This window comes from Ectopseudomonas toyotomiensis, from assembly GCF_017167985.1.
Taxonomy (GTDB): Bacteria; Pseudomonadota; Gammaproteobacteria; order Pseudomonadales; family Pseudomonadaceae; genus Aquipseudomonas; species Aquipseudomonas toyotomiensis.
This window is the reverse complement of the sequence record NZ_CP070505.1, coordinates 4,808,343-4,829,501: the sequence shown is the minus strand read 5'-3', so window position 1 is coordinate 4,829,501 and position 21,159 is coordinate 4,808,343. Positions and strand designations below refer to the sequence as shown.

17 protein-coding genes are annotated in these 21,159 nt (G+C 64.4%); 2 read left to right on the top strand and 15 right to left on the bottom strand.

Annotation, left to right across the window (positions count from 1 at the left end):
• Positions 1 to 56: 56 nt before the first annotated feature.
• The 4 genes from JWV26_RS22355 to JWV26_RS22340 form a co-directional block, all read right to left on the bottom strand.
• Entirely contained in the window at positions 57 to 470 is a 414-nt protein-coding gene (locus tag JWV26_RS22355; RefSeq protein ID WP_024308219.1) for a CBS domain-containing protein, read from the bottom strand.
• A 70-nt stretch (positions 471 to 540) separates the two neighbouring features.
• Positions 541 to 1,311 (bottom strand): alpha/beta hydrolase family protein, encoded by a 771-nt coding sequence (locus JWV26_RS22350; RefSeq protein ID WP_206417839.1) that lies wholly within the window; start codon positions 1,309 to 1,311, stop codon positions 541 to 543.
• Positions 1,308 to 2,396 carry a DUF3182 family protein gene (locus JWV26_RS22345; protein ID WP_206419252.1) on the bottom strand — a complete coding sequence of 363 codons (1,089 nt, stop codon included), beginning with the start codon at positions 2,394 to 2,396 and terminating at the stop codon, positions 1,308 to 1,310. The genes JWV26_RS22350 and JWV26_RS22345 overlap by 4 nt, the downstream gene beginning before the upstream one ends.
• Entirely contained in the window at positions 2,396 to 2,824 is a 429-nt protein-coding gene (locus JWV26_RS22340) for a hypothetical protein (protein ID WP_072423941.1), read from the bottom strand. Before JWV26_RS22340 ends, JWV26_RS22345 begins: the two co-directional genes overlap by 1 nt.
• Before the next feature lie 184 nt (positions 2,825 to 3,008).
• Here JWV26_RS22340 and JWV26_RS22335 point away from each other — a divergent pair, with 184 nt between their 5' ends.
• A complete protein-coding gene (locus JWV26_RS22335; protein WP_074915086.1) occupies positions 3,009 to 5,474 on the top strand; it encodes a glycogen/starch/alpha-glucan phosphorylase in 2,466 nt (821 codons plus the stop codon).
• A gap of 54 nt (positions 5,475 to 5,528) precedes the next feature.
• Here the strand turns inward: JWV26_RS22335 and JWV26_RS22330 are convergent, their stop codons facing one another.
• The 10 genes from JWV26_RS22330 to glgA form a co-directional block, all read right to left on the bottom strand.
• Positions 5,529 to 5,750, bottom strand: coding sequence for a hypothetical protein (locus JWV26_RS22330; protein ID WP_072423943.1), 222 nt, complete (start codon positions 5,748 to 5,750; stop codon positions 5,529 to 5,531).
• A gap of 172 nt (positions 5,751 to 5,922) precedes the next feature.
• Positions 5,923 to 6,897, bottom strand: coding sequence for a lysylphosphatidylglycerol synthase domain-containing protein (locus tag JWV26_RS22325; RefSeq protein WP_074915084.1), 975 nt, complete (start codon positions 6,895 to 6,897; stop codon positions 5,923 to 5,925).
• A complete protein-coding gene (gene clsB, locus JWV26_RS22320; RefSeq protein ID WP_074915082.1) occupies positions 6,894 to 8,096 on the bottom strand; it encodes a cardiolipin synthase ClsB in 1,203 nt (400 codons plus the stop codon). Before clsB ends, JWV26_RS22325 begins: the two co-directional genes overlap by 4 nt.
• Complete coding sequence (locus JWV26_RS22315; protein WP_074915080.1) at positions 8,093 to 8,881, bottom strand: endonuclease/exonuclease/phosphatase family protein; 789 nt, start codon at positions 8,879 to 8,881, stop codon at positions 8,093 to 8,095. Before JWV26_RS22315 ends, clsB begins: the two co-directional genes overlap by 4 nt.
• Before the next feature lie 259 nt (positions 8,882 to 9,140).
• Positions 9,141 to 11,255 (bottom strand): glycogen debranching protein GlgX, encoded by a 2,115-nt coding sequence (glgX, locus tag JWV26_RS22310; RefSeq protein WP_074915078.1) that lies wholly within the window; start codon positions 11,253 to 11,255, stop codon positions 9,141 to 9,143.
• A gap of 10 nt (positions 11,256 to 11,265) precedes the next feature.
• The gene (locus tag JWV26_RS22305; protein WP_074915077.1) at positions 11,266 to 11,517 is read right to left on the bottom strand and encodes a DUF2934 domain-containing protein; all 252 of its coding nucleotides are present in this window, start codon (positions 11,515 to 11,517) and stop codon (positions 11,266 to 11,268) included.
• Between the two features lie 16 nt (positions 11,518 to 11,533).
• A complete protein-coding gene (locus JWV26_RS22300) occupies positions 11,534 to 14,278 on the bottom strand; it encodes a malto-oligosyltrehalose synthase (protein WP_206417838.1) in 2,745 nt (914 codons plus the stop codon).
• The gene (gene malQ, locus JWV26_RS22295) at positions 14,271 to 16,325 is read right to left on the bottom strand and encodes a 4-alpha-glucanotransferase (protein WP_206417837.1); all 2,055 of its coding nucleotides are present in this window, start codon (positions 16,323 to 16,325) and stop codon (positions 14,271 to 14,273) included. The genes JWV26_RS22300 and malQ overlap by 8 nt, the downstream gene beginning before the upstream one ends.
• Positions 16,322 to 18,052 carry a malto-oligosyltrehalose trehalohydrolase gene (treZ, locus tag JWV26_RS22290; RefSeq protein WP_206417836.1) on the bottom strand — a complete coding sequence of 577 codons (1,731 nt, stop codon included), beginning with the start codon at positions 18,050 to 18,052 and terminating at the stop codon, positions 16,322 to 16,324. Before treZ ends, malQ begins: the two co-directional genes overlap by 4 nt.
• Before the next feature lie 23 nt (positions 18,053 to 18,075).
• Positions 18,076 to 19,611 (bottom strand): glycogen synthase GlgA, encoded by a 1,536-nt coding sequence (gene glgA, locus JWV26_RS22285; RefSeq protein ID WP_206417835.1) that lies wholly within the window; start codon positions 19,609 to 19,611, stop codon positions 18,076 to 18,078.
• Positions 19,612 to 19,838: 227 nt separating this feature from the next.
• Here glgA and JWV26_RS22280 point away from each other — a divergent pair, with 227 nt between their 5' ends.
• Positions 19,839 to 20,321 carry a CinA family protein gene (locus tag JWV26_RS22280; protein ID WP_093052204.1) on the top strand — a complete coding sequence of 161 codons (483 nt, stop codon included), beginning with the start codon at positions 19,839 to 19,841 and terminating at the stop codon, positions 20,319 to 20,321.
• Between the two features lie 48 nt (positions 20,322 to 20,369).
• Here JWV26_RS22280 and JWV26_RS22275 read toward each other — a convergent pair whose 3' ends face one another.
• Positions 20,370 to 20,894 (bottom strand): DUF4142 domain-containing protein, encoded by a 525-nt coding sequence (locus JWV26_RS22275; protein WP_072423954.1) that lies wholly within the window; start codon positions 20,892 to 20,894, stop codon positions 20,370 to 20,372.
• Positions 20,895 to 21,159: the final 265 nt, after the last annotated feature.

Here is a 21,159-nt window from a genome sequence, read left to right as displayed (position 1 = left end):
GTGTCTTGGAGTAACGATTCTGCTCCGGCCAACTAGGCGCCGGACTCGTAGTGGGATCAGTGCGCGGAGGTCACGCCGCGCAGCACGGTGTCGTTGGCCATCCGGCTGTGGCCGGAGGCGATATTGCCCAGCGAAACCACACCCACCAGGCGCTTCTCGCGGTTGAGCACGGGCAGCCGGCGTACCTGGATATCGGCCATGTTGGCAGCCACATGCTCGACGTCCTCGTCGTCGAAGCAATAACGCACGTTGCTGCTCATCACCTGACGTACCGGCGTGTTGCCGTCCAGGCCCGCAGCAACGGCACGTACGGCAATGTCGCGGTCGGTGATCATGCCGATCAGGCGGTCACCTTCATTGATCAGCAGCGCACCGCTGTCGATATCGGCCATCAGCGTGGCGGCCTCACGAATGCTGCGCTCGGGCTCTAGGGTACGAACGTTGCGAGTCATTATTTTGCTGATTTTCATCGGTGTCTCCTGTTGCTGTTGTGAAAGGGCGAATGCCCAGGGGGAACCGCAGCGAGCAGGGCACGGCGATTCAGGAATAGCGCACCAGGTGATGCGGGTAGTCACCTACCCGTGCGCCCATCACCATCTCGCTGACCCAATCGATCAGGATGCGCGTATAGGCTTGCTGGTGACGGTCCTCGCTGAGCCCGTGGTCGGCACCGGCCATGGTGCGATGGCTCAGCGAGTGTGCCTTGTCGAAGGCATTGCGGTAGCTCATCAGCGTGGTGTGCGGGACGAAGTCGTCATGCTCGGACTCCACCAGCAGCACATCGCCGCGAAACTCGGAGCAGGCGCCGAGCGCCAGATTGTCCTGCGCGCGCAGCGGCGTGCGGCGGTACTCGGCCAGCCGTGCAACGTCCAGCTGGCGCTTGGGCAGCTGCCATTGCTCGTCCCAGTACAGCGCCGGCACGCGCAGGGCCAGCCAGCGCACTGGGCGCCGCACGCTGAGCAGGGTGGCGAGGTAGCCGCCGTAGCTGGTGCCGATTACCGCGATGCATCCGGGGTCGACCGCCTCGTGCGCGGCCAGCAGGTCGTAGGCGGCGAGGATGTCGGCCAGGTTGTCTTCGCGCGATACGCGCTCCTGCGCCTCGACGTTGCGTTCGTGCCCGCGCAGGTCGAAGGTCAGGCACACGCAGCCCAGCCCGGCGATACCACGGGCACGCGCCAGATCGCGTTGCTGGCTGCCGCCCCAGCCGTGCACGAACAGCATGCCGGGAACCTTGTTCGGTGGGGTCAGCAGGGTGCCGGCGATATGCTGGTCACCCACCAGAATGTCCAGGCTCTGGCTGCTCGCACTCATAGCGGCCCGACCTTGACGTATTTGGCCAGCGGGCCGTCCTCACTGTCCTGACCTTGATACAGGCAAATGGAGCCTGGCGGCGGCGGTACATCCTGATAGAACTCATGGGTCGAAGCCTGCAGCGTTTGCAGCTGCGGGTCCTTGATGAACGCTTCCAGGGCGAAGATTTCCGCCGCGCTGGCTCCGCCGACGCGCCAGGATTGCTCGAGTACGCCACTGCGCGACTGGCCTCGCGCGTTCAGCCCTTGTGCCACGTCGTAATTGCGCCGTGATGCCTGGATGGAGGGATAGACCTCCAGCGCCGCCAGTTCGAAGATGCGCGCCTGCTGCACGGCCAGGCGCACGGCGCGTGGCAGATCGAGGGTCATCAGTGCCAGGTAGTCGCCGCGCACCAGCGTCAGGCGTGAGCCGCCGTAGACCTGATTGCCGTGACCGTCGTCAGTCAGTTGCTGGGTACCGTGGTAACTGAGAGTGACACCTGCCACGCGAATCTGGCCGACGCTATAGGTATCGGGCTGCTGCAGGTCTTCCTCGAGCACCAGGCCCTGTTGCCGCACATGTTGCTCATCGAGCGCCGCCAGCACGCTTTCCAGCTCATGATGGGAGCGCACCACCTGCTGGCCTCGGCCGCCGGTGCCAGCAACCGGCTTCAGGCGAATCGGCCCGTCGCGCAGCAGGCGTTTACCTGCTTCGGTAGCGTCCTCCAGATCAAAGACGCTGAAGCCCCGCAAGGTGACGCTTTCGACCTGCCGGGCGAAGCGCTCGGACCAACCCTCAGGCAAGTGGCGCGGTGCATCGAGGGCAGGGTGACTGATGGCCTTGGTGGCCAGAAAGGCATGCTCGACCTGGCCGCCAAAGAAATCGTCCGGCCCGTCGATGCCCAGCGAGCCGACATCGCCGACCAGGGTGTCCTCAGGCAGGTAATAGTGACGTCCGCAAATCTGTGTGCCCGGCTGGCAAGGGCCGAGGAAGGGACAACCGAGCAGGTCGGCGAGTTTCTCGCCGAGCTGGCGTTGCACCATGCGCTCATGGGCCATGTGCTGAGCGGTGCCAGGTAGCAGAAGCAGGCCTTGGTAAGCGCCCATCATCGATCCCGCCAGGTGCCGCCGGCACTTTCGCAATCGATGCGTACCTGCTTGAGGTCGCCCGCCTGGTAATAGTGGGTGACCACCTTGGCATCGTTGGGCACGGCTGGTCGCGCTTCGCCCCGGTCATCATCGCCGGAGCGATAGTTGGTCAGAGTTTCCTGGGTCAGCGCCGCTTCGCAGCTGCCCAGCTTGGCCTCGGCGCAGCTGGCCACCGTGCGCTGGTCAGTGTTGAGCATGTCATCCGCCTCGTTATTGCACGACCAGTCAATGGCACCCTCGTCCATGCCGGTGAATTCGTAGCAGAACTCCTGTGCGACCTCGGCGATGGCATCGCTGGAAGTCCGGGCGCTGACGTAGCAGGCTTCCGCCAGTGCGTCGCCGGCTGCCAGCGCGCCGACCAGAAGGCCGGGAATGATGGCTCGCATGATTTTCTCCTCGACAATGGCGTTCTTAAGTTGTGAGGGGAGCCACCAAGTCGAAGTTCAGGCTTTTTGATCAGAGGGGGCAAAGGGCAGAAAAACCCTGAACTCATCGCCGTTGTGACGGCCACAAAGAAAAAGCCGGACCCATCGCTTCGGCTGTAATCGACGCGCGCGTGAGGGGATCGATATGAGCGAATCGCACAGCGAGGCCGAGAGTGCCGTAGTCCAGTTCAAGGCGGCCATCCTGGCCAAGCTGCGCTACGCCGTGGGCAAGGACCCGAGTACCGCCTTCGATCACGACTGGTTCGAGGCGCTGGCCCTGGCCACGCGCGACCATATGATCGACCGTTGGGAAGAGTCATCCGCCCAGATCGAGCGGCAGGGCGCCAAACGCGTCTATTACCTGTCCCTGGAATTTCTGATCGGCCGTTTGCTGGTGGATAACCTGAGCAACCTTGGCTTGCTCGATGTGGCGCGCCAGGCCATGGCCGAACTCGGTGTCGAGCTCGAACGCATCCGAGAGGTCGAACCCGATGCAGCGCTCGGCAATGGTGGGCTAGGGCGTCTGGCCGCCTGTTTCATGGAGAGCATGGCGACCCTGCGCCTGGCCGCCCATGGTTACGGTATCCGCTACGAGCATGGCCTGTTCCGCCAGGCGATCGTCGACGGCTGGCAGGCCGAACAGACCGAGACCTGGCTGGATTTCGGCAACCCCTGGGAGTTCGAGCGGCCTGAGGTGGCGTATCGCATCGGCTTCGGCGGTGGTGTGGAAACCCTGGACGACGGTACCGGCGGCACACGCCAGCATTGGCATCCGCAGGAGAGGGTGCGTGCCATCGCCTATGACACCCCGGTGGTGGGCTGGCGCGGCGCCTCGGTCAATACGCTGCGGCTGTGGCGTGCACGCGCCGAGGAAAACCTGCAGCTGGACCGCTTCAATGCCGGCGATCACTTCGGCGCAGTGGCCGGCGAGGTGCGTGCCGAAAGCATCTCACGCGTGCTCTATCCCGCCGACGATACCGAGGCCGGCCAGGAGCTGCGTCTGCGCCAGGAGTATTTTCTGGTCTCCGCGTCGCTACAGGATCTGCTAGAGCGTCATCTGCGTCTGCATGACGGTCTGCAGTGTCTGCCGCAGCAGGTGGCGATCCAGCTCAACGACACCCACCCGGCCATCGCCGTGGTCGAGTTGATGCGCCTGCTGGTGGACGAGCATCGCATGTCCTGGGCGCAAGCCTGGCAACTGACGGTCTCCACCACCTCCTACACCAACCACACGCTGCTGCCCGAAGCGTTGGAGTCCTGGCCGGTAGCGTTGATGGAGCGTCTGCTGCCGCGGCATTTGCAGATCATCTACCTGATCAACGCCGAGCATATCGATGCGCTGCGTGCCAAGGACATCCACGACTTTCGCCTGCTGCGCGCGGTGTCGCTGATCGAGGAAGACCACGGCCGCCGCGTACGCATGGGCAACCTGGCGTTTCTCGGCGCGCACAGCATCAACGGCGTTTCCGCGCTGCATACGCGGCTGATGCGCGATACGGTGTTTCGTGATCTGCACCGGCTCTATCCAGACCGGGTGAACAACAAGACCAATGGCGTGACCTTCCGTCGCTGGCTGTTTCAGGTCAATCCGGGGCTGACGCATCTGCTGGTCGACGCTCTGGGCGAGCAGGTTCTGCATCGCCCCGAGGATCATCTGCAGGCGCTGGAACCCTTCGCCGAGCGCCAGGATTTCCGCGACGAATATGCACTCTGCCGCCAGCGCAACAAGGAGCTGCTGGCCGAGCGAGTCAGGCACGTGCTGGGGATCAGCATCGACACGACGGCCATCTTCGATGTGCACGTCAAACGCATCCATGAATACAAGCGTCAGTTGCTCAACCTGCTGCATACCGTCGCGCTGTACCAGGCCATCCGCAACGATCCGACCACCGACTGGGTACCGCGGGTGAAGATCTTCGCCGGCAAGGCGGCGGCCAGTTATCGCCAGGCCAAGCTGATCATCAAACTGGCCAACGACATCAGCCGCACCATCAATGGTGACCCGACCGTACGCGGGCTGCTCAAGGTGGTGTTCATCCCCAATTACAACGTCAGCCTGGCCGAAACCATCATTCCCGCAGCCGACCTTTCCGAGCAGATCTCCACCGCTGGGCTGGAAGCTTCCGGTACCAGCAATATGAAGTTCGCCCTCAATGGCGCGTTGACCATCGGCACGCTGGACGGCGCCAACGTGGAAATGTGCGAGCAGGTTGGCGAAGATCACATGTTCATCTTCGGCATGACCGCCCAGCAGGTTGCCGCCCGGCGGCGCCTGGGCCTGGAGATGAGCGATGTGGTGGCGGATTCGGAACGTCTGGAGGCCGCGCTCGGCGCCATTCGCGGCGGAGTGTTCTCCCCAGACGATCCAGCGCGCTATGTGGGCCTGGTGGATTCGCTGCTGTACGAGGACCATTTCATGGTCTGCGCCGATTTCGATGCCTATTGGAAGGCGCAGCGCCAGGTCGATCAACGCTGGCAGCGGCCTGAGCAGTGGTGGCGTTCGGCGGTTCTGAATACCGCGCGCATGGGCTGGTTTTCATCCGATCGCACCATCACCGAATACGCCCGGGATATCTGGCAGGTGCCGCTGCCGCGGCGTGAGGGAGACTAGGCGCGGCCTGTTCAACCTCTTGCAGCGAGACACTGCAAGAGGTTGAACAGGCTTTCAGCGCTGTACGCGGTGCGCCGGCGTGCCGCCGCCTTTCTTCGGATGCAGGATGCGCGTGACCTGCACGTCGGTGAACTCGTTGGGCCATTCGAAGGTGTGCAGGGCACTGAGGTAGAAGCGTGCCTGGTCCGGCGTGAGCTGTTCGCGGTCCGACTCGACTTCGACGCTGTGCGGCTGGTTGTGCAGGATGTAGCTGATCAGATGCAGTGGCTTGGCCATGGTATGCCTCCGGTTTTGCTGAATGATGTGAGATAGACCTGCGTAACGCGCTTGTGAGTTCCCACCATCCGCCGGGTGGTTGCCCGTAGCGGTGCGCTGCGTGCACCGGCCCCGGTGCCTTGTGCAGCCGGTGCGCATGGCGCACCCCGCGTCAATAGGTTGTTTGGCCTCGTTAGCCGGGCTGGGTCTCTACACCTTGTTCACCACGCTTGCGCAGCGTTTTCGCGCGCTTTTCCAGCAGCAGGTAGGTAGCGCTGGCCAGGAGCAGCGGCAGCAGGTAATAGAGCACGCGATAGGCGAGCAGGGCGGCGATCAGGCTGGCCTGGCTGTATTGATGCTGCAGCAGGGCGAGAAACACCGCCTCGAGCACGCCCAGCCCGGCGGGGATGTGCGCCACCACCGCCGCCATGCAGCTGATCAGCAGCACCCCGAGCACCGAGGTATAGGCGGCGCCCTCGGGTAGCAGCCAGAAGATCAGGGCCGCCATCAACGCCCAGTTGCTCGCGCCCAGGACTATCTGCATCACCGCCATGCGCAACGAAGGCAGGGTGATCGAACGCTCGCGCAGGTGCCACACGCGTTGCCGCGCGAAAGCGCAGATGCCGATATAGGCACTGACCACTCCCAGCAGCGCGAACCCCACCAATTGCAGGCCGGTGACGCCCAAGCCCCAGTTGTCGGGCAACTGCACCAGGCGCAGGGAGAAGATCACCCCAGCCAGTGCCATGTAGCCGGTCCAGTTGGTCAGCAGGCTGAGGCTGAGGATGCGCGTCACCGTCGAGGCGCTAAGGCCCAGGCGCATGTACAGGCGGTAACGCATGGCCACACCGCCGATCCAGGTGGTGAAGTTGAGGTTGAAGGCGTAGCAGACCATCGCCACCGGCAGGACCTGGCGTGCCGGCAGGTGATGGCGACTGTAATGGCGGCCCAGCAGGTCGTAGCAGCCAAATACCAGATAGCTGGCGCAGGCGATCAGCGCGCCCACCAGCAGGGTTTGCAAGCTGTAATCACTGAGCGCCTGGCGCACTTCGCCCCAGTCCAGGTTGCGCGCCAGCATGTACAGCAGGGCTGGTACGGCCAGGACAAAGAACAGGGTGAGTGCGCGTTTGCCCCAGCGCATCCAGGGGTTGGTGGGAGCGGCATTCATCCAGTCTTTTCCTCTTCGTAACCGCTGGCCTTGTCGATTGGCTCCAGCGGCTTCAGGTTCTTGCGGTGCGCCGGCAGCCAGCCGGCGATGGCCGGGAAGCGGCGCAGAAAGTGAAAGCACAGGAACACCAGCGGTGCGCGCCACCAGTAGCCGCGTATCACCCGCTCCAGTTCGATGCGCTTGCAGTGTTCGCTAGACAGCGCTAGCAGGTGCTCATGCAGGTAATGGTTGAAGGCCCGGTCACGGATCACCAGATTGGCCTCCAGATTCAATGCCAGGCTCAGCGGGTCGAGATTGCTCGAACCGACCGTGGACCATTCGTCATCCACCAGTGCCACCTTGCCGTGCAGCGGGCGCTGGCAGTATTCGTAGACCACTACACCGTGGCGCAGCAGGTAGTTGTAGAGCAGGCGGGAAAAGGCCTGGACCCAGCGCATGTCCGGCTGGCCCTGCAGGATCAAGGTCACCTGTACGCCGCGCTGCGCCGCGTTGCGCAAGGCGCGCAGCACACGATAGCCGGGGAAGAAATAGGCGTTGGCGATCACCAGGCGCTTGCGCGCCGCTTCGAAGGCGCGCAGGTGTTCGTCTTCGATATCGGTGGTGTGGCGCTCGTTGTCGCGCTCCAGCAGCATCACCCGCGCATCGCCCACCGGCTCTCTGGAGGGTTGCGCCGGACTCGGCTCGCTGAACGCCGGGCGTAGCAAGCGCAACATGGCCACGTGCAAGTCGCTGACGATCGGGCCGCTCACCTCCACGGCATAGTCCTGCTTGGCCATCTCGCCGAAGTCGCCGAGATGGTCGGCCGAATAGTTGATGCCGCCGACGAAGGCGCACTGGCCGTCGATCACAACCAGCTTGCGATGAAGGCGGCGGAACAGGTTGGTACGCATGCCAAAGCGCCGGGGGCTGGGATCGAAGACATGGATCTTCACCCCCTCGCGGGTCAGCGCTGCGACGTACTCATGCTGCAGGTCGGCGGTGCCGTAGCCGTCCACGGCGATGACCACGCGCACGCCACGCCGCGCGGCCTCGATCAGCACCTGTTGCAGTTCGAGGCCGACCTTGTCCTCACGAATGATGAAGGTTTCCAGCAGCACTTCGATGCGCGCCGCGCGAATGCATTCGAACACCCGCGGATAATAGTCTTCGCCATTGATCAGCAGGCGCAGCTGGTTACCGTCTCGCCATATGCCGCTCACAGGTGAATCTCCGCAGCGAGTGGCGCGTGGTCGGAGAGGTGCGACCAGGGCCGGGTGGACAACACCTGCGGCTGGTATGCCGTGGCATTGCGGGTGTAGATGCGATCCAGGCGCAGCAGCGGCATGCGGGCCGGAAAACTGCGCGCAGGCTTGCCGTGGCGATGCTCGAACGCCTCGCGCAGGCCATGCGGTGCCAACAGATCGTCCGCGCGCAGACGCCAGTCGTTGAAATCGCCGGCGACGATTACCGGCGCACCGGGTTCGAAGGTCGCCAGCAAATCCAGCAACAAGCCCATCTGCTGACGACGATGCGCCTCACGCAAACCGAGGTGTACGCACACCGCATGTACGGCGTCCTGCCCTGGTACGTCGAGGCGGCAATGCAGCAGGCCGCGCTGCTCGGTGCCGCTGACCGTCACGTCGAGGTTGTGATACTCGAGGATGGGAAAGCGCGAGAGCAGGGCGTTGCCGTGATCGCCCGCCGGGTACACGGCGTTGCGCCCGTAGGCGAACTGCGGCCACATGCTGTCGGCGAGAAATTCGTACTGCGGCACGCTGGGCCAGTCGTGGAAGCGCTTGGCATGCAGGGCATGGTTGCCGAGCACCTCCTGCAGGAACACCAGGTCGGCCCCGGTGGCCTGCACCGCGCTGCGCAATTCGGGGAGGATGAAGCGACGGTTGAGTGCGGTAAAACCCTTGTGCGTGTTGATCGTCAACACGCGCAGACATTTCATCGGTGTCACGCGGTCGATGATTACCTCCGGCTTGGCAATGGTGCTGTTCATTGTCGGCTGCGCTCGCTCACAGGTCGCCCACCGCATGAGCGAGCATGTCGACCTGATCCCGGCAGCTATCACGGTCGGCATTGAGTACTTCGGTTGTCATCACGGGCTCCCTTTACCAGCCAGGCGGCCGGTTTGCGTAGGTTCGCTATTTCTCTGTCAGGCTGATGCGCCGTGCACGGCGCCGCTTCTAGAACTTTTTCTCATCCTAGTTTTCGAGTTGGCAGACAAAGGCTGGGTTCAGGCTTTTTTTTTGCGCCTGCTAGCGCAGCAACTCCAGCAGCTGCAGCGAGCGCCCGGCCAGCTCTATCGCAGCGTGCTGCAACGGGCTTGGCACTGTTTGCGCGGTATGCGTATCGACCAGGCACAGCCAGTGGCGCCCGCCGTGCACTTCGGGCAGTTGGAACTCGCAGGGCTGGTGGCCCGCGTTGAGGAGCAAGAGCAGGGTGGCGTCGGCGCCGCTGCGCTTGACGCCCGATGGCTGCGCGCGGCCGTCCATGAGCATGCCCATGCAGCGCGCTTCCTCGTCGTGCCAGTGGTCCTCGTTCATCTCGCCGCCTTCCGGTGCCAGCCAGGTGACGTCCTTGACGTCCAGCTCCTCGTTGTAATGCCCCACCAGAAAACGCTGGCGGCGCAGGATCGGGTAACTTCGGCGCAGGGCGATCAGATGCTGGCAGAAGGCGAGCAGCTCGCGGCCTTCGTCGTCGAGTGTCCAGTCCACCCAGCTCAGCTCGTTATCCTGGCAGTAGGCGTTGTTGTTGCCGTGCTGGGTGCGGCCGAACTCGTCGCCGGCCACCAGCATCGGTGTGCCCTGGGCGAACAGCAGGGTGGCCAGCATATTGCGCATCTGCTGCACGCGCAGGCGGCGGATCGACGGGTCGTCGGTGGCGCCTTCGCAGCCGTGGTTCCAGGAAATGTTGCGGTCGGTACCGTCCTGGTTGTTCTCGTCGTTGGCCTCGTTGTGCTTGTGGTCGTAGGACACCACGTCGCGCAAGGTGAAACCGTCATGTGCGGTGATGAAATTGACCGAGGCGAATGGCCTTCGTCCGCGCTGGTTGTACAGATCGCCCGAGGCGGTCAAGCGTCTTGCCAGTTCGCCGAGCTCGCCGCGATCGCCCTTCCAGTAGGCGCGCACGTTGTCGCGAAACTTGTCGTTCCACTCGGCCCAGCCCGGCGGAAAGCCACCGACCTGATAGCCGCCGGGCCCACAGTCCCAGGGCTCGGCGATCAGCTTGACCTTGCTCAGTACCGGGTCCTGACGGCAGGCGACGAGAAAGCTGTGGCGCTCGTTGAAGCCATCGGCATAGCGCCCGAGAATGGTCGCCAGGTCGAAGCGAAAGCCATCCACGCGCATCTCGGTAGCCCAGTAGCGCAACGAGTCGGTAACCATCTGCAGCACGCAGGGATGGCTCAGATCCAGCGTATTGCCGGTACCGGAGTCGTTGATGTAGTAACGGCGTTCGTCCGGCAGCAGGCGGTAGTAGCTGGCGTTGTCGATGCCGCGCATGGACAGCGTCGGGCCGCGCTCGTTGCCCTCGGCGGTGTGGTTGTAGACCACATCGAGAATCAGCTCCAGGCCGGCTTTGTGCAGGTGCGCGACCATCTCCTTGAATTCGCTGATACGACCGCTGGCGAGGTAGGCCGGGTGCGGGGCGAAGAAGCCGATGCTGTTGTAGCCCCAGTAGTTGTTCATGCCCTTTTCCAGCAGATGCTGGTCGTTGACGAAGGCATGCACCGGCAGCAATTCGACGCTGGAGACGCCCAGCTCGCGGATATGCCGCAACAGTTCGGGGTTGGTCAGCCCGGCGCAGGTGCCACGCTGGCGCTCGGGCACAGCCGGATGACGCATGCTGATGCCGCGCAGGTGCGTTTCGTAGATCACCGTGCGATCCCAGGGCGTGCGCAGGCTGGGTTGTTCACCCCAGGTGAAGGCGGGGTCGATGACCTTGCACTTGGGCACGAACGGCGCGCTGTCACGCTCATCGAAGCTCAGGTCGCCGGCTGGGTCGCCAATGGTGTAGCCGAATAGCGCCTCCGACCATTGCAGCTTGCCCACCAGCTGCTTGGCGTAGGGATCAATCAACAGCTTGTTGGGGTTGAAACGGTGCCCGGCTTCGGGCTCGTAGGGACCGTACACGCGGTAACCATAGACCTGCCCGGGACGTGCGTCCGGCAGGTAGCCGTGCCAGATCTCGTCGGTGTATTCCGGCAGTTCGATGCGTTCGATTTCGGTCTCGCCGCGCTCGTCGAACAGGCACAGTTCGACCCGCGTGGCATGCGCCGAGAACAGGGCAAAGTTGACGCCAAGCCCATCCCAACTGGCGCCGAGCGGAAATGGTGTGCCCTCGGTAACGCGTGAGCGCTGATGTTTGCGCATGGTGGTGACCTCAGGCTTTCGGCGGCTTGGGCGTGCGCGGGGCACGGGGTTTCTTCAGCAGCGCCGGCTGTTCGGCTTCGCTCAGCGGCACCGTTTTGGGTTTGCTGATGCGCCGTGGTTTGGGTGTGGCCTGGGCTTGCGCCTCGGCTTCGGCCAGCTTGCTGGCCATCTTCCAGTGCCGCTCGTGCTGGCCATGGGGGCGGCCCTCGGATTCCCAGATCTGAAAGGCAAACTCACGTATGCGCTGCTCATCGATATTCATGGCGTGACTCCTATGATCAAGAGGTAAGGCGAAGCAGATTGATCGGCAACTCGGCCAGCGCGTCGGTAAGTGGCACGCCCTTGTCCGTTGGGACCTGGCAGGGGGTGAGCAGGCCGGTGACATGTCCGTCGCTCAGTTCGCCCGGCAGCACCACGGTGGTGTCGCCCCAGCGCTGTGCGGGTACATGGGGCCGGTCGTGTTCTGCGAGCAGGCCGGCGGTCAGGCGCGGCACGATCACCAGCAGGTGCTCGCCACCGTGACTACGCAGGAAGGCGAGCACCTGGGCGGCGTGTCTGCCCGTGACAGCCAGGGGCTGGTAACTGCCCTGGCTGAACAACGAGGGATGCGCCGCACGAATCGCCAGCACTTGCTGGATCAGCCATTGCTTGATGCGCCCGTCCTGCCAGCTGGCCAGCATCGCCGCTGGCGCGTCCCCGGCCTGTAATGCGGCCTGTCGCGCGGCGAAGTCCACCGGGCGGCGGTTATCCGGGTCGACCAGGCTGAAATCCCAGAACTCGCAGCCCTGGTAAAGATCAGGCACGCCTGGTGTGGTCATACGCAGCAGACATTGCACCAGGCTGTTCAAGGCGCCGGCAGGGGCTATTGCCGCGACGCTCGCAGCCAGCTCGGTGCGCAACGCCATCCCCGCTGGCTCACACAGCAGGCGCCGCAGAAAGTCGGCGCAAGCGGCCTCGTGTGCTTCGTTCGGCGCACTCCAGGCGCTGTTGAGCTTGGCCTCGCGCAGCGCCTTGCGTTGCCAGCCGAGCAGGCGTTGCAGGTAGGCATCCAGGCCTGCGGCATCGTCCGCCTGCAGTCCCAGCGGCCAGCTGCCGATCAGCGCCTGATAGAGAATCGCCTCTTCACCACCGTCCGGCGCCTGTTGCAGCTGACTACTGCGCAGCGGTTGAGCGAGGTGCTGCCAATGCCGGACACGCTCGGCGTACCAGGCGGCGCGCTCGCTCAGCACCGCCAGACGCGCGCGGCAGTCTTCGCCGCGCTTGTGATCATGGGTGGCGGTGGCCAGCAGGTTGAGCGGGTGGTGGTCCGCACGCTCGGCGCAGGCCTGGTGAAAACGCTCGATGCTGGCACTGAAATGCTCGGCATCGAAGCCCACGTCATAGCGCGACAGCAGCACGCCGGTGCGATACAGCGCGGTATCTTCCACGGCCTTGGCAGCCACTGGCGAAGTCAGCTGCTGGAAGCGCGTCAGCGCCTGGGCACGCAGACGCCGCGCACGGCCGGGCGGCAGTGCACGCAGGAAGGCGCCGCCAAGCCAGTCGTCGAGATGCGGCAGCAGGGGCCAGTCGGCCTCGGCCAGGGTTTGCCGCGCGCCATCCAGCGCCTGCTGGAAGAAGCGCCGATCCTGCTGTGAGCGACCACAGGCCTGGGCATAGGTGCGGTACACCGGAAAGTGCACGATCAGCTCGCGCAGCGCGCGGCGGATGGCGCCGAGGGTCAGGTCGCGCGTGGCGATGTCGTGGCGGGCAACGTGCAGCAGGCGCTGGGCGACTTCCTCCAGATCACCGGCCAGAGAGCCTTCCAGCACCAGACGGCGCGCCTGCTGAATCTCGTCCTCGAAGGCCGTCGGCCGGCGGCTGAGCGCTTGCCACAGTTCGCTGAGCGGCAGCTCACCGTGTGGATCGTGTTGCAGCAGCGACACCTGATTCATGAATTCGTAGCCGGTACCGCCGTCCACCGGCCACTCCTGCGGCAGGTGTTCACCCGCGCCGAGGATCTTCTCCACGAAAATGGGGAAGGGCGCGTCACCGCGCAACTGCCGGACACGACGACGCAGACGGCTGCAATAGGCGCGCGGGTTGGCCAGACCGTCGATATGGTCGATGCGCAGGCCGTCGATCAGGCCGCGTTCGATTAGCTGGAAGACCTTGGCGTGGGTCTGTTCGAACACCTGCCGATGCTCGACGCGCAGCGCGCCCAGCTCGTTGATATCGAAGAAGCGCCGCCAGTTGATGTCGTCCGCTGCGGTACGCCAACTGGCCACGCGGTAGTGCTGGCGCTCGAGCAGCGCGTGCAGGCGCTGCTGCGCCGCTTCGTCGCGGCCCTGAAAACGGCCGAGCAGTGGGGGCACCTTGTTCGCCTGAGTGGCCAGTTCTGCGCACAGCTGTTCGGCCTGTGTGCGGCTGTCGCCAGCGCTGCCCAGGCGGGCGAAACGCTGGCCCAGCTCACGCAGCACGGCATCCTCACTGGCGCGCAGGATGTTGGCGTAACTGGGCGGTGTCAGTGGCAGGCGGTGTTCGAAGTGCTGCGCATGGAAGCGCCCGCGCTCGGCATCGAACACCAGCTCCAGCGTGCGGTCACGCAGCGCCTCGCCGTAGTCGCTGCGCAGAAAGGGCACCAGTAACTGGCCGCTGAGCAAGGGGTCATGGGATTGCCACTGGATGTCGAAGAAGGCCGCGTAAGGGCTTCCTTGCCCCCATTCCATTACGTCCAGCCACCAGGGATTGCCGTCGCCGCCCACGGCCATGTGGTTGGGCACGATATCCAGGATCAGCCCCATGTCATGGGCGCGCAGGATGTTTACCAGTCGCACCAGGGCTTCTTCGCCGCCCAGCTCGGGGTTGACCCTGCTCGGATCGATCACGTCGTAGCCATGTTGCGAGCCGGGGCGGGCGGTAAGAATTGGCGAGGCGTACAGGTGGCTGATACCCAGCTGCGCCAGGTAGGGTACCTGCGCTGCCGCGTCGCGCAGGGTGAAGTCCTTGTGCAGCTGCAGACGCAGCGTGGCGCGCAGCTCAGTCATGGCCAGCCTCCCGGCGTGCGCCGTCCAGGGTAGTCAGACGCTCGCTGGTGGCGGGCTGTTCCAGCAGTTCGCTGACCGCCAGCGGGTAGCGCCGTCGCCAGTTCGGGTGAATATCGCCCGGACCGGGCAGGTTGGGCTGCTGCTCCAGGCCGCAGGCGTCCTCCAGTGGCAGCAGCGCCAGCGGCGCCGGGGTACGGCCGACGTGTTCGATGCAGGCTTGCAGACAGGCATCGTCATCACCGCCGCTCACCATGCCTTGGCGTTCCAGCAGTTGGCGTAGCGCCACGCGCTCACCGGCACGCTCGGCGTGATCGCCCTCCAGCAGCTCGGCGTCGCGCTGGCCTGCGCGCACTCGCCATTCCAGATCGCGGCCGGCGAGCCAGCCCTTGATCGTCGGCAGGTCATGGGTGGTGGTGGTCGCCAGGGCATTGCCTGGCCAGCGCTCGGCCGGGACGAAGCCGAGGTCGTCCTGCTCGAACAGCAGCACGCGGGTGCCGAGGATATTGCGTGCGGCGAGCTTGTCGCGCAGCCCCTCGGGCACAGTGCCGAGGTCTTCGCCAATCACCAGGGCACGATGGCGATGCGACTCCAAAGACAGCAAGCGCAGCAGGTCATCAAGCGGGTAGCGCAGGTAGGCGCCGTGTTGCGACTCCGCGCCTTGCGGGATCACCCACAGGCGCTGCAGGCCCATCACATGGTCGATGCGAATGCCGCCGGCATGCGCCAGGTTGGCCTGGAGCATCTCGATATAGGCGCGAAAGCCGTGCTGACGCAGGCCTTGCGGCGAGAATGCGGCCACGCCCCAGTTCTGCCCCTGACGATTGAGCACATCCGGCGGCGCACCGACGGTGACCCGTGGCAGCAGTTCGTCCTGACGCGACCAGGCCTGACTGCCGGCGCAATCGGCGCCCACCGCCAGGTCGGCGATCAGGCCGATGCCCATGCCTGCGCCGCTGGCGGTGGCCTGCGCCGTTTCCAGACCATGGGCGATCAGCCATTGGCAGAAGGCATGAAAGCCCAGCTCGTCAGCATGTTCGATGGCGAAGCGGGTCACTGCGCCCTGATTTGGGCTGCGCAGGGCCTCCGGCCAGGTGCGCCAGTCGCCGCTGGCTCCTTCGCGCAGGCGCTGTGCATGGATGGCCTCGAAACAGCAATGCTGCTGCAGCGCATCACCCCCGGCGGTGCGAAAAGCGTCGAAACGCTCCTGCAACTGGCCGGAGTCATTGCAGAACTCCGCGTACAACTGGCGCATCAGGCGCTGCCGAGTAGCGGCCACGGCCGGCCAGTCGATCAGCTCCAGCGACTCCAGCCGGGTCATCTCGCTGTGCAGACCTGCAACCTGAATCGCGCGTTCGACCCGTTCCTCGCCGAGCAGGGTGACCGGGGCGGCGTACAGGGTGTTGAAGAACAGCCGGCTGGATGGCGAGTAGGGGCCGTAGCTGCGCAAGTCGGCGCTGAATTGTGCATGTACCGGGCTCAGGCCGATGGCATCGGCACCGTGATTGGCGGCATGCCGGGCCAGATCCGCCACCGCCAGGGTATCGCCCAGGCCGCCGTCGCCGGTGCGGCGCAAGCCGTAGAGCTGGGCAGTCAGCCCCCAGATGCGCGGCTTGCCACATAGCTCCTGCACCGACATGCAGGTGGCGGGGGCCACGGCGAACGCATGCTGGGTATCGCGAATCTCCAGCTGGTAATAGCCAGGCTGCTGCTGCGCCGGCAAATGGCCATCGCGGTCAAGCCGACCCTCGCTGATATTGCCCTGCTCGTCGGTGAGCCGATAAAGGCTCTCCGCAGGGTAGAGGGTCAGGGCCAGTGGCTGACCTTGGTCCTGAAGCAGCAGGGCGGAATCTTCCGGCACATGCTGACGGTGCACCAGCGAGGTCAGGCTTTCGCGTATTTGTTCAGGGCTTTGCGCCGGATAACCGAGCGCCTCCAACAGGTTGCGTTGCGCTTCCGGCGTTACGCGCTGCGGCTGGCCGTAGGCATCGACCCAGTCGATGCTCAGATCCGCGGCCTGCGTCAGTTCGGCCAGTAGTTGATCACTCATCGGGCGGGCTCCAGGGTGACCAGGGCACTGCGCGGCGGCAATTGCGCCTGACGCAGGTCGGCGTCGTCGATACGCAAGGTGTACAGCCGTTCGCCGTGGATGGCCTCTGCTGGCAGGGACACGGCGCTGGTACCCAGGTTGATGGCGATACTAAGCGCCGGGCCGTTACCCAGTCGCCAGCGCGCCAGCACGGCGCCGTCGCCGAGCACTTGCGCACCGAGGCTGCGTGCCTCCTGCAAGCCCTGCAGCAGTCGGCTGTGGCGCACCTGCAACAAGCCGCGATAGAAGGCCAGCCACTCGCGTTGTTCGGGCTCCAGGGCCGGCGCGAGATCCGGTTGCGAGCGCTGGAAGCTGGCCTCGGCATTGGGGTCGGCAATGGCCTCGCGGCTTTGCGCCGAGTTGAATTGGGAAAAATCGGCGAACTCGTTGCGCCGGCCTTCGCGCACGGCATTGGCCAGCTCGTGGTGGTAATCGGTGAAGAACAGAAACGGCCGCTTGCTGCCCCATTCCTCACCCATGAACAGCAGCGGCACCATCGGGCACAGCAGCAGGAGCACGGTAGCGGCTTTCAGCGCGTCGACGTCGGCCAGCAGCGTCAGGCGCTCGCCAAAGGCGCGGTTACCCACCTGGTCATGGTTCTGCAGAAACAGCACGAAGGCATGCGGCGGCAGATCGGCGCTGGGCTCGCCGCGCGGCTGGCCATGGCGATTGGCCTGGCCCTGGTAAACGAAACCCTGCTCCAGGCAGGTGGCCAGCTTGCGCGTTGGCGCCTGGGCGTAGTCGGCGTAGTAGCTCTCGTTCTCGAAGGTGAGCAGCGCATGCAGAGTGTTGTGGCCGTCGTCGTTCCACTGCGCATCGAAGCCATCACGTAGCAGGTGCGCGGCGTTGTGCTCGTTCTCCAGCACCAGGTGCACCTGGCGTTGTTGCGGCAGCGCCGAGCGCACCCGCGCCGCCAGCTCCTTGAGAAAGTCGTCATCGTCGATGGCGTGCACGGCGTCCAGACGCAAACCGTCGACGCGATAGTCCAGCAACCACATCAGCGCGTTTTCGCAGAAGAAGTCGCGCACCTGTGGGCGGCTGAAATCGATGGCTGCGCCCCAGGGCGTGATGCGCTCTTCGTGGAAGAACTGCCGCGCGTACACGCCCAGATAATTGCCGTCCGGGCCGAAGTGGTTGTAGACCACATCGACAAATACCATCAGGCCATAGGCATGGGCGCTGTCGATCAGTTGCTTGAGTTCATCGGGCGTGCCGTAGGCGTTGGCCGGCGCAAACGGCAGCACACCGTCATAGCCCCAGTTGCGCGTCCCGGAGAAGGCATTGAGCGGCATCAGCTGCAAGGCGGTAATGCCCAGATCTGCCAGGTGCGGCAGGTGCTCGATGACCTGCTGGAAACCACCGAACAGGCCGACGTGCAGTTCGTACAGCACCGTCTCGTGCCAGGGCCGGCCATTCCAGTCGCGGTGATGCCAGATAAAGGACGAGTGATCGATGACCTGGCTGAAGCCATGTACGTCCTCGACCTGGCGGCGCGATGCCGGGTCCGGCACTGGCCACTGTCCGTCGATACGGTAGCGATAGGCGGTATCGGCCGGACACTCGATCAGCGCAACGAACCAGCCTTCCTCCTGCGCCTGCATCGGATGCACGCCACCGCCCTGTAGCTCCAGTTCCACCTGGCGGCTACTGGGTGCCCAGAGGGCGAAGCGCACACGTCCATCGGCCATTGGCCGGGCTCCATGGCTGTACATCAACGCAGCGCTCGATAGGCAGTGGCCTGGCTCAGCAGGCGTTGAAAAAGGCGATCATACGGTTGCACCGACTGGTGCCAGTAGAGCGGGGCGCTCATTGCCTGACAGCGCATGGCTTCCAGCAGTTCGGGATGGTCGAAGACCTGCAGCGCGCGGTCGATGGCCTGGCGATAGGCGTCGGCCCTGGGCGCGTCGAAGAGAAAACCGTTGACGCCATCTTCGATGGTGTCGGCCAGGCCGCCCGTACAACGGGCGATGGGTAGCGAGGCGTAGCGCTGGGCGTACATCTGGCTCAGGCCACAGGGCTCGAAGCGCGAAGGCATGAGCAGGAAGTCGCTACCGGCATACAGGCGCCTGGCATCGCTTTCATCGAAACCAATATGTACGCCAATGCGCCCCGGATGGCGTCGTCCCAGCTCCGCCATGGCGGCCTCCAGCGCCGGCTCGCCCTGGCCGATCACACCGATGCGGCCGCCCCGCGCGACGATGTGCTCGGCAACCTGCAGGGTCAGATCTATACCTTTCTGCTGCACCAGACGCGATACCACGGCGAACAGCGGCCCGTCGTCATCGAGGCCCAGCCATTGCTGGACATACGCGGCGTTGGCTCGCTTGCCGGCCCAGTCGCCAGCGCTGAATCCCTGCAGCAGGTGCGGATCGCTCTCGGGGTGCCAGCTTTCGTCGATGCCATTGGCGATACCGCTGAGCTGATCGATCTGTACCTTGGCCCGCAGCAGGCCATCGAGGCCGCAGCCTTGTTCCGGCGTGGTAATTTCACGGGCATAGCGGCGGCTCACGGTGGTTACATGCTGCGCGTAGGCGATACCCGCCTTGAGAAACGACAACTGGCCGTAGAACTCCAGGCCATCGACGCCGCAAGCCGACTCCGGTATCGCCAGCTCGCTGGCGCAGCGCATGTCGCATAGGCCCTGATAGGCCAGGTTATGGATGGTCAGCAGGGACGGCGTACTGGCTTGACGCCAGGCCATGTAGGCCGGCGCCATGGCGGCTGGCCAGTCATTGGCGTGCACCAGCTCCGGACGCCACTGGATGCCGGCATCACCCGTGGCGATTTCTGCGGCGGCCAGGCCAAGGCGGGCGAAGCGAATATGGTTGTCGGCCCAGTCGCGGCCCTGATCATCGACATAAGGTGAGCCATCACGTTCGTACAGCGCCGGGTTGAGCAGTACGTAGACGATCAATCCATCGGCCAGATCCATACGCCCGATCTGACAAGGTGGCAACGCGGCCAGGCCAGGCAACTGCCCGACGATGCGGATCGGTCGGCCGCTTTCCACCACTTGCCGGTAGCCGGGGATCAGCAGGCGAATGTCGTGTTGCGGCGACAGCGCGCGGGGTAATGCGGCAGAGACATCGCCGAGCCCGCCGCACTTGATCAGATCAGCGAACTCCGAGGTGACGAACAGCACGCGCTTGCGCTGCGGATGCTCGCTGTGCATCTGCAAGGGAGGCTTGGCTGCGGCGCAAAGGGTGGGTGTGGCTTGGATGTGTGCGGAGGCTGCAGCGCTTGCCATGTCTCTCTCCATAGGGGTTGGACCTGAGGACGACTCGCCTTGTGGGCGAGGGCCTGTGGAGGAGTGCGGTGAACGATTGCGCGATCTCCCCCTTACCCTTGAGCTGACGGGGCGAAGCGAACAAAGGTTCGACCTTTTTTTCACCGGGCAAAGGCAACGTAAAAAGTTGAACGCAGCCCTTTCGGCCGCTTTCACAGAGCAATCAGACCGTTGCGAGGAAATGACAGATGCAAAACGTCGAACAGGTGGTGAATTTTCTCAGCAAGTACAAACTGCGCCTGGCCACCGCCGAGTCATGCACAGCGGGGCTGATCAGCTCGCTGGTGGCGGATGTGCCCGGTAGTGGCAAGGTGCTCGACTGCGCGTTCGTCACCTATTCGCCGCAGGCCAAGCAGCGCTGCCTTGGCGTCAGCGCCGATACCATCGAGCGTTTCGGCCTGACCAGCGAGGAGGTAGCGCGGGAGATGGCACTGGGCGCATTGCTGCGCAGCGACGCCGATATCGCTCTGGCCAACACTGGTCTGGCGCAGGCAGAGGGAGAGATGGACGGCGTGCAGTGCATCGCCTGCGCCATTCGCCTGAAGCAGCACCAGGGCATCGTCAGTGAAACGGTGAAGTTCAGCGGAGGCCGAAACCAGGTACGTGAGGAAACGGCACGCTACGCCCTGATGCAGTTGCCTTACTACTACGAACGACTGCGTCAGGGCTGATTGGCGAGGCGCTGCCGAGCTGCATCAGCAGCCCGGCAAGCCGAGCGATCACTCTTCCGGCAACTGACCGTTCAACTGCTCAGCGCGTTGCAGATGCTGCTCCAGCTTGGGCAGCGTCTCGCGGGCGAAGCTGGCGAGCTCCTCGTCATCCACATTCACGGCGCGACGGAACAACTCGATGGTCTCGCGGTGAGCGACCACCTGATTGTTCATATAGGCCTTGTCGAAGCTGTCTTCGCTGCGCAGTTTGAGCACCAGGGCCTTGGCCTGGTTGATCAGTTCGGCATCGTCTGAGACTTCCAGGTCCTTGCTCTTGGCCAGTTCGGCCAGCTGCTGATTCGCGCGACGATGGTCGTCGATCATCATCTGCGCGAAGCCCTTGACCGCTTCGTTCTGCGATTTCTCCAGGGCCAGTTTGGCCGTTTCGATCTCGGCGACGCCTTTTGCCGATGCCTCTTCGACGAAGTCTTCGCTGCTTATCGATTCCGTCTGGCTGGCAGCCTGCAGGCTGGTGACGGCACAGATGGTGAAGGCTGCTGCGGCCAATAGGGTCAGCGTTTTCAAAGGATGCATGGTGGTTCCTCCTGGGATGTGCGTTCACAGGGGTAGAAGGGCCAAGCCAGGACGAAGTTCAGGACAAATTTGCCGCGCTACGCCAAGCGCAACGGCCCGCCATCATCGGTCTCTCGGGAAAAATTCAGGTCGAACGGAACAGCCGCAGCCCGTCTCAAAAACTACCCGGAGCGACTTTCCCGTCGCTTGCGTGGCCGCCATGTTCGACATGGCCACTGAATAACCGAGCGCGCGATACGCACGCCTCCAATAGCCAGGAGTAGCC

Coding starts and splice junctions, on each gene's coding strand:
- JWV26_RS22355 (WP_024308219.1), bottom strand. CDS start 470: ATGAAAATCAGCAAAATAATGACTCGCAACGTTCGTACCCTAGAGCCC.
- JWV26_RS22350 (WP_206417839.1), bottom strand. CDS start 1,311: ATGAGTGCGAGCAGCCAGAGCCTGGACATTCTGGTGGGTGACCAGCAT.
- JWV26_RS22345 (WP_206419252.1), bottom strand. CDS start 2,396: ATGGGCGCTTACCAAGGCCTGCTTCTGCTACCTGGCACCGCTCAGCAC.
- JWV26_RS22340 (WP_072423941.1), bottom strand. CDS start 2,824: ATGCGAGCCATCATTCCCGGCCTTCTGGTCGGCGCGCTGGCAGCCGGC.
- JWV26_RS22335 (WP_074915086.1), top strand. CDS start 3,009: ATGAGCGAATCGCACAGCGAGGCCGAGAGTGCCGTAGTCCAGTTCAAG.
- JWV26_RS22330 (WP_072423943.1), bottom strand. CDS start 5,750: ATGGCCAAGCCACTGCATCTGATCAGCTACATCCTGCACAACCAGCCG.
- JWV26_RS22325 (WP_074915084.1), bottom strand. CDS start 6,897: ATGAATGCCGCTCCCACCAACCCCTGGATGCGCTGGGGCAAACGCGCA.
- JWV26_RS22315 (WP_074915080.1), bottom strand. CDS start 8,881: ATGAACAGCACCATTGCCAAGCCGGAGGTAATCATCGACCGCGTGACA.
- glgX (WP_074915078.1), bottom strand. CDS start 11,255: ATGCGCAAACATCAGCGCTCACGCGTTACCGAGGGCACACCATTTCCG.
- JWV26_RS22305 (WP_074915077.1), bottom strand. CDS start 11,517: ATGAATATCGATGAGCAGCGCATACGTGAGTTTGCCTTTCAGATCTGG.
- JWV26_RS22300 (WP_206417838.1), bottom strand. CDS start 14,278: ATGACTGAGCTGCGCGCCACGCTGCGTCTGCAGCTGCACAAGGACTTC.
- malQ (WP_206417837.1), bottom strand. CDS start 16,325: ATGAGTGATCAACTACTGGCCGAACTGACGCAGGCCGCGGATCTGAGC.
- treZ (WP_206417836.1), bottom strand. CDS start 18,052: ATGGCCGATGGACGTGTGCGCTTCGCCCTCTGGGCACCCAGTAGCCGC.
- glgA (WP_206417835.1), bottom strand. CDS start 19,611: ATGGCAAGCGCTGCAGCCTCCGCACACATCCAAGCCACACCCACCCTT.
- JWV26_RS22280 (WP_093052204.1), top strand. CDS start 19,839: ATGCAAAACGTCGAACAGGTGGTGAATTTTCTCAGCAAGTACAAACTG.
- JWV26_RS22275 (WP_072423954.1), bottom strand. CDS start 20,894: ATGCATCCTTTGAAAACGCTGACCCTATTGGCCGCAGCAGCCTTCACC.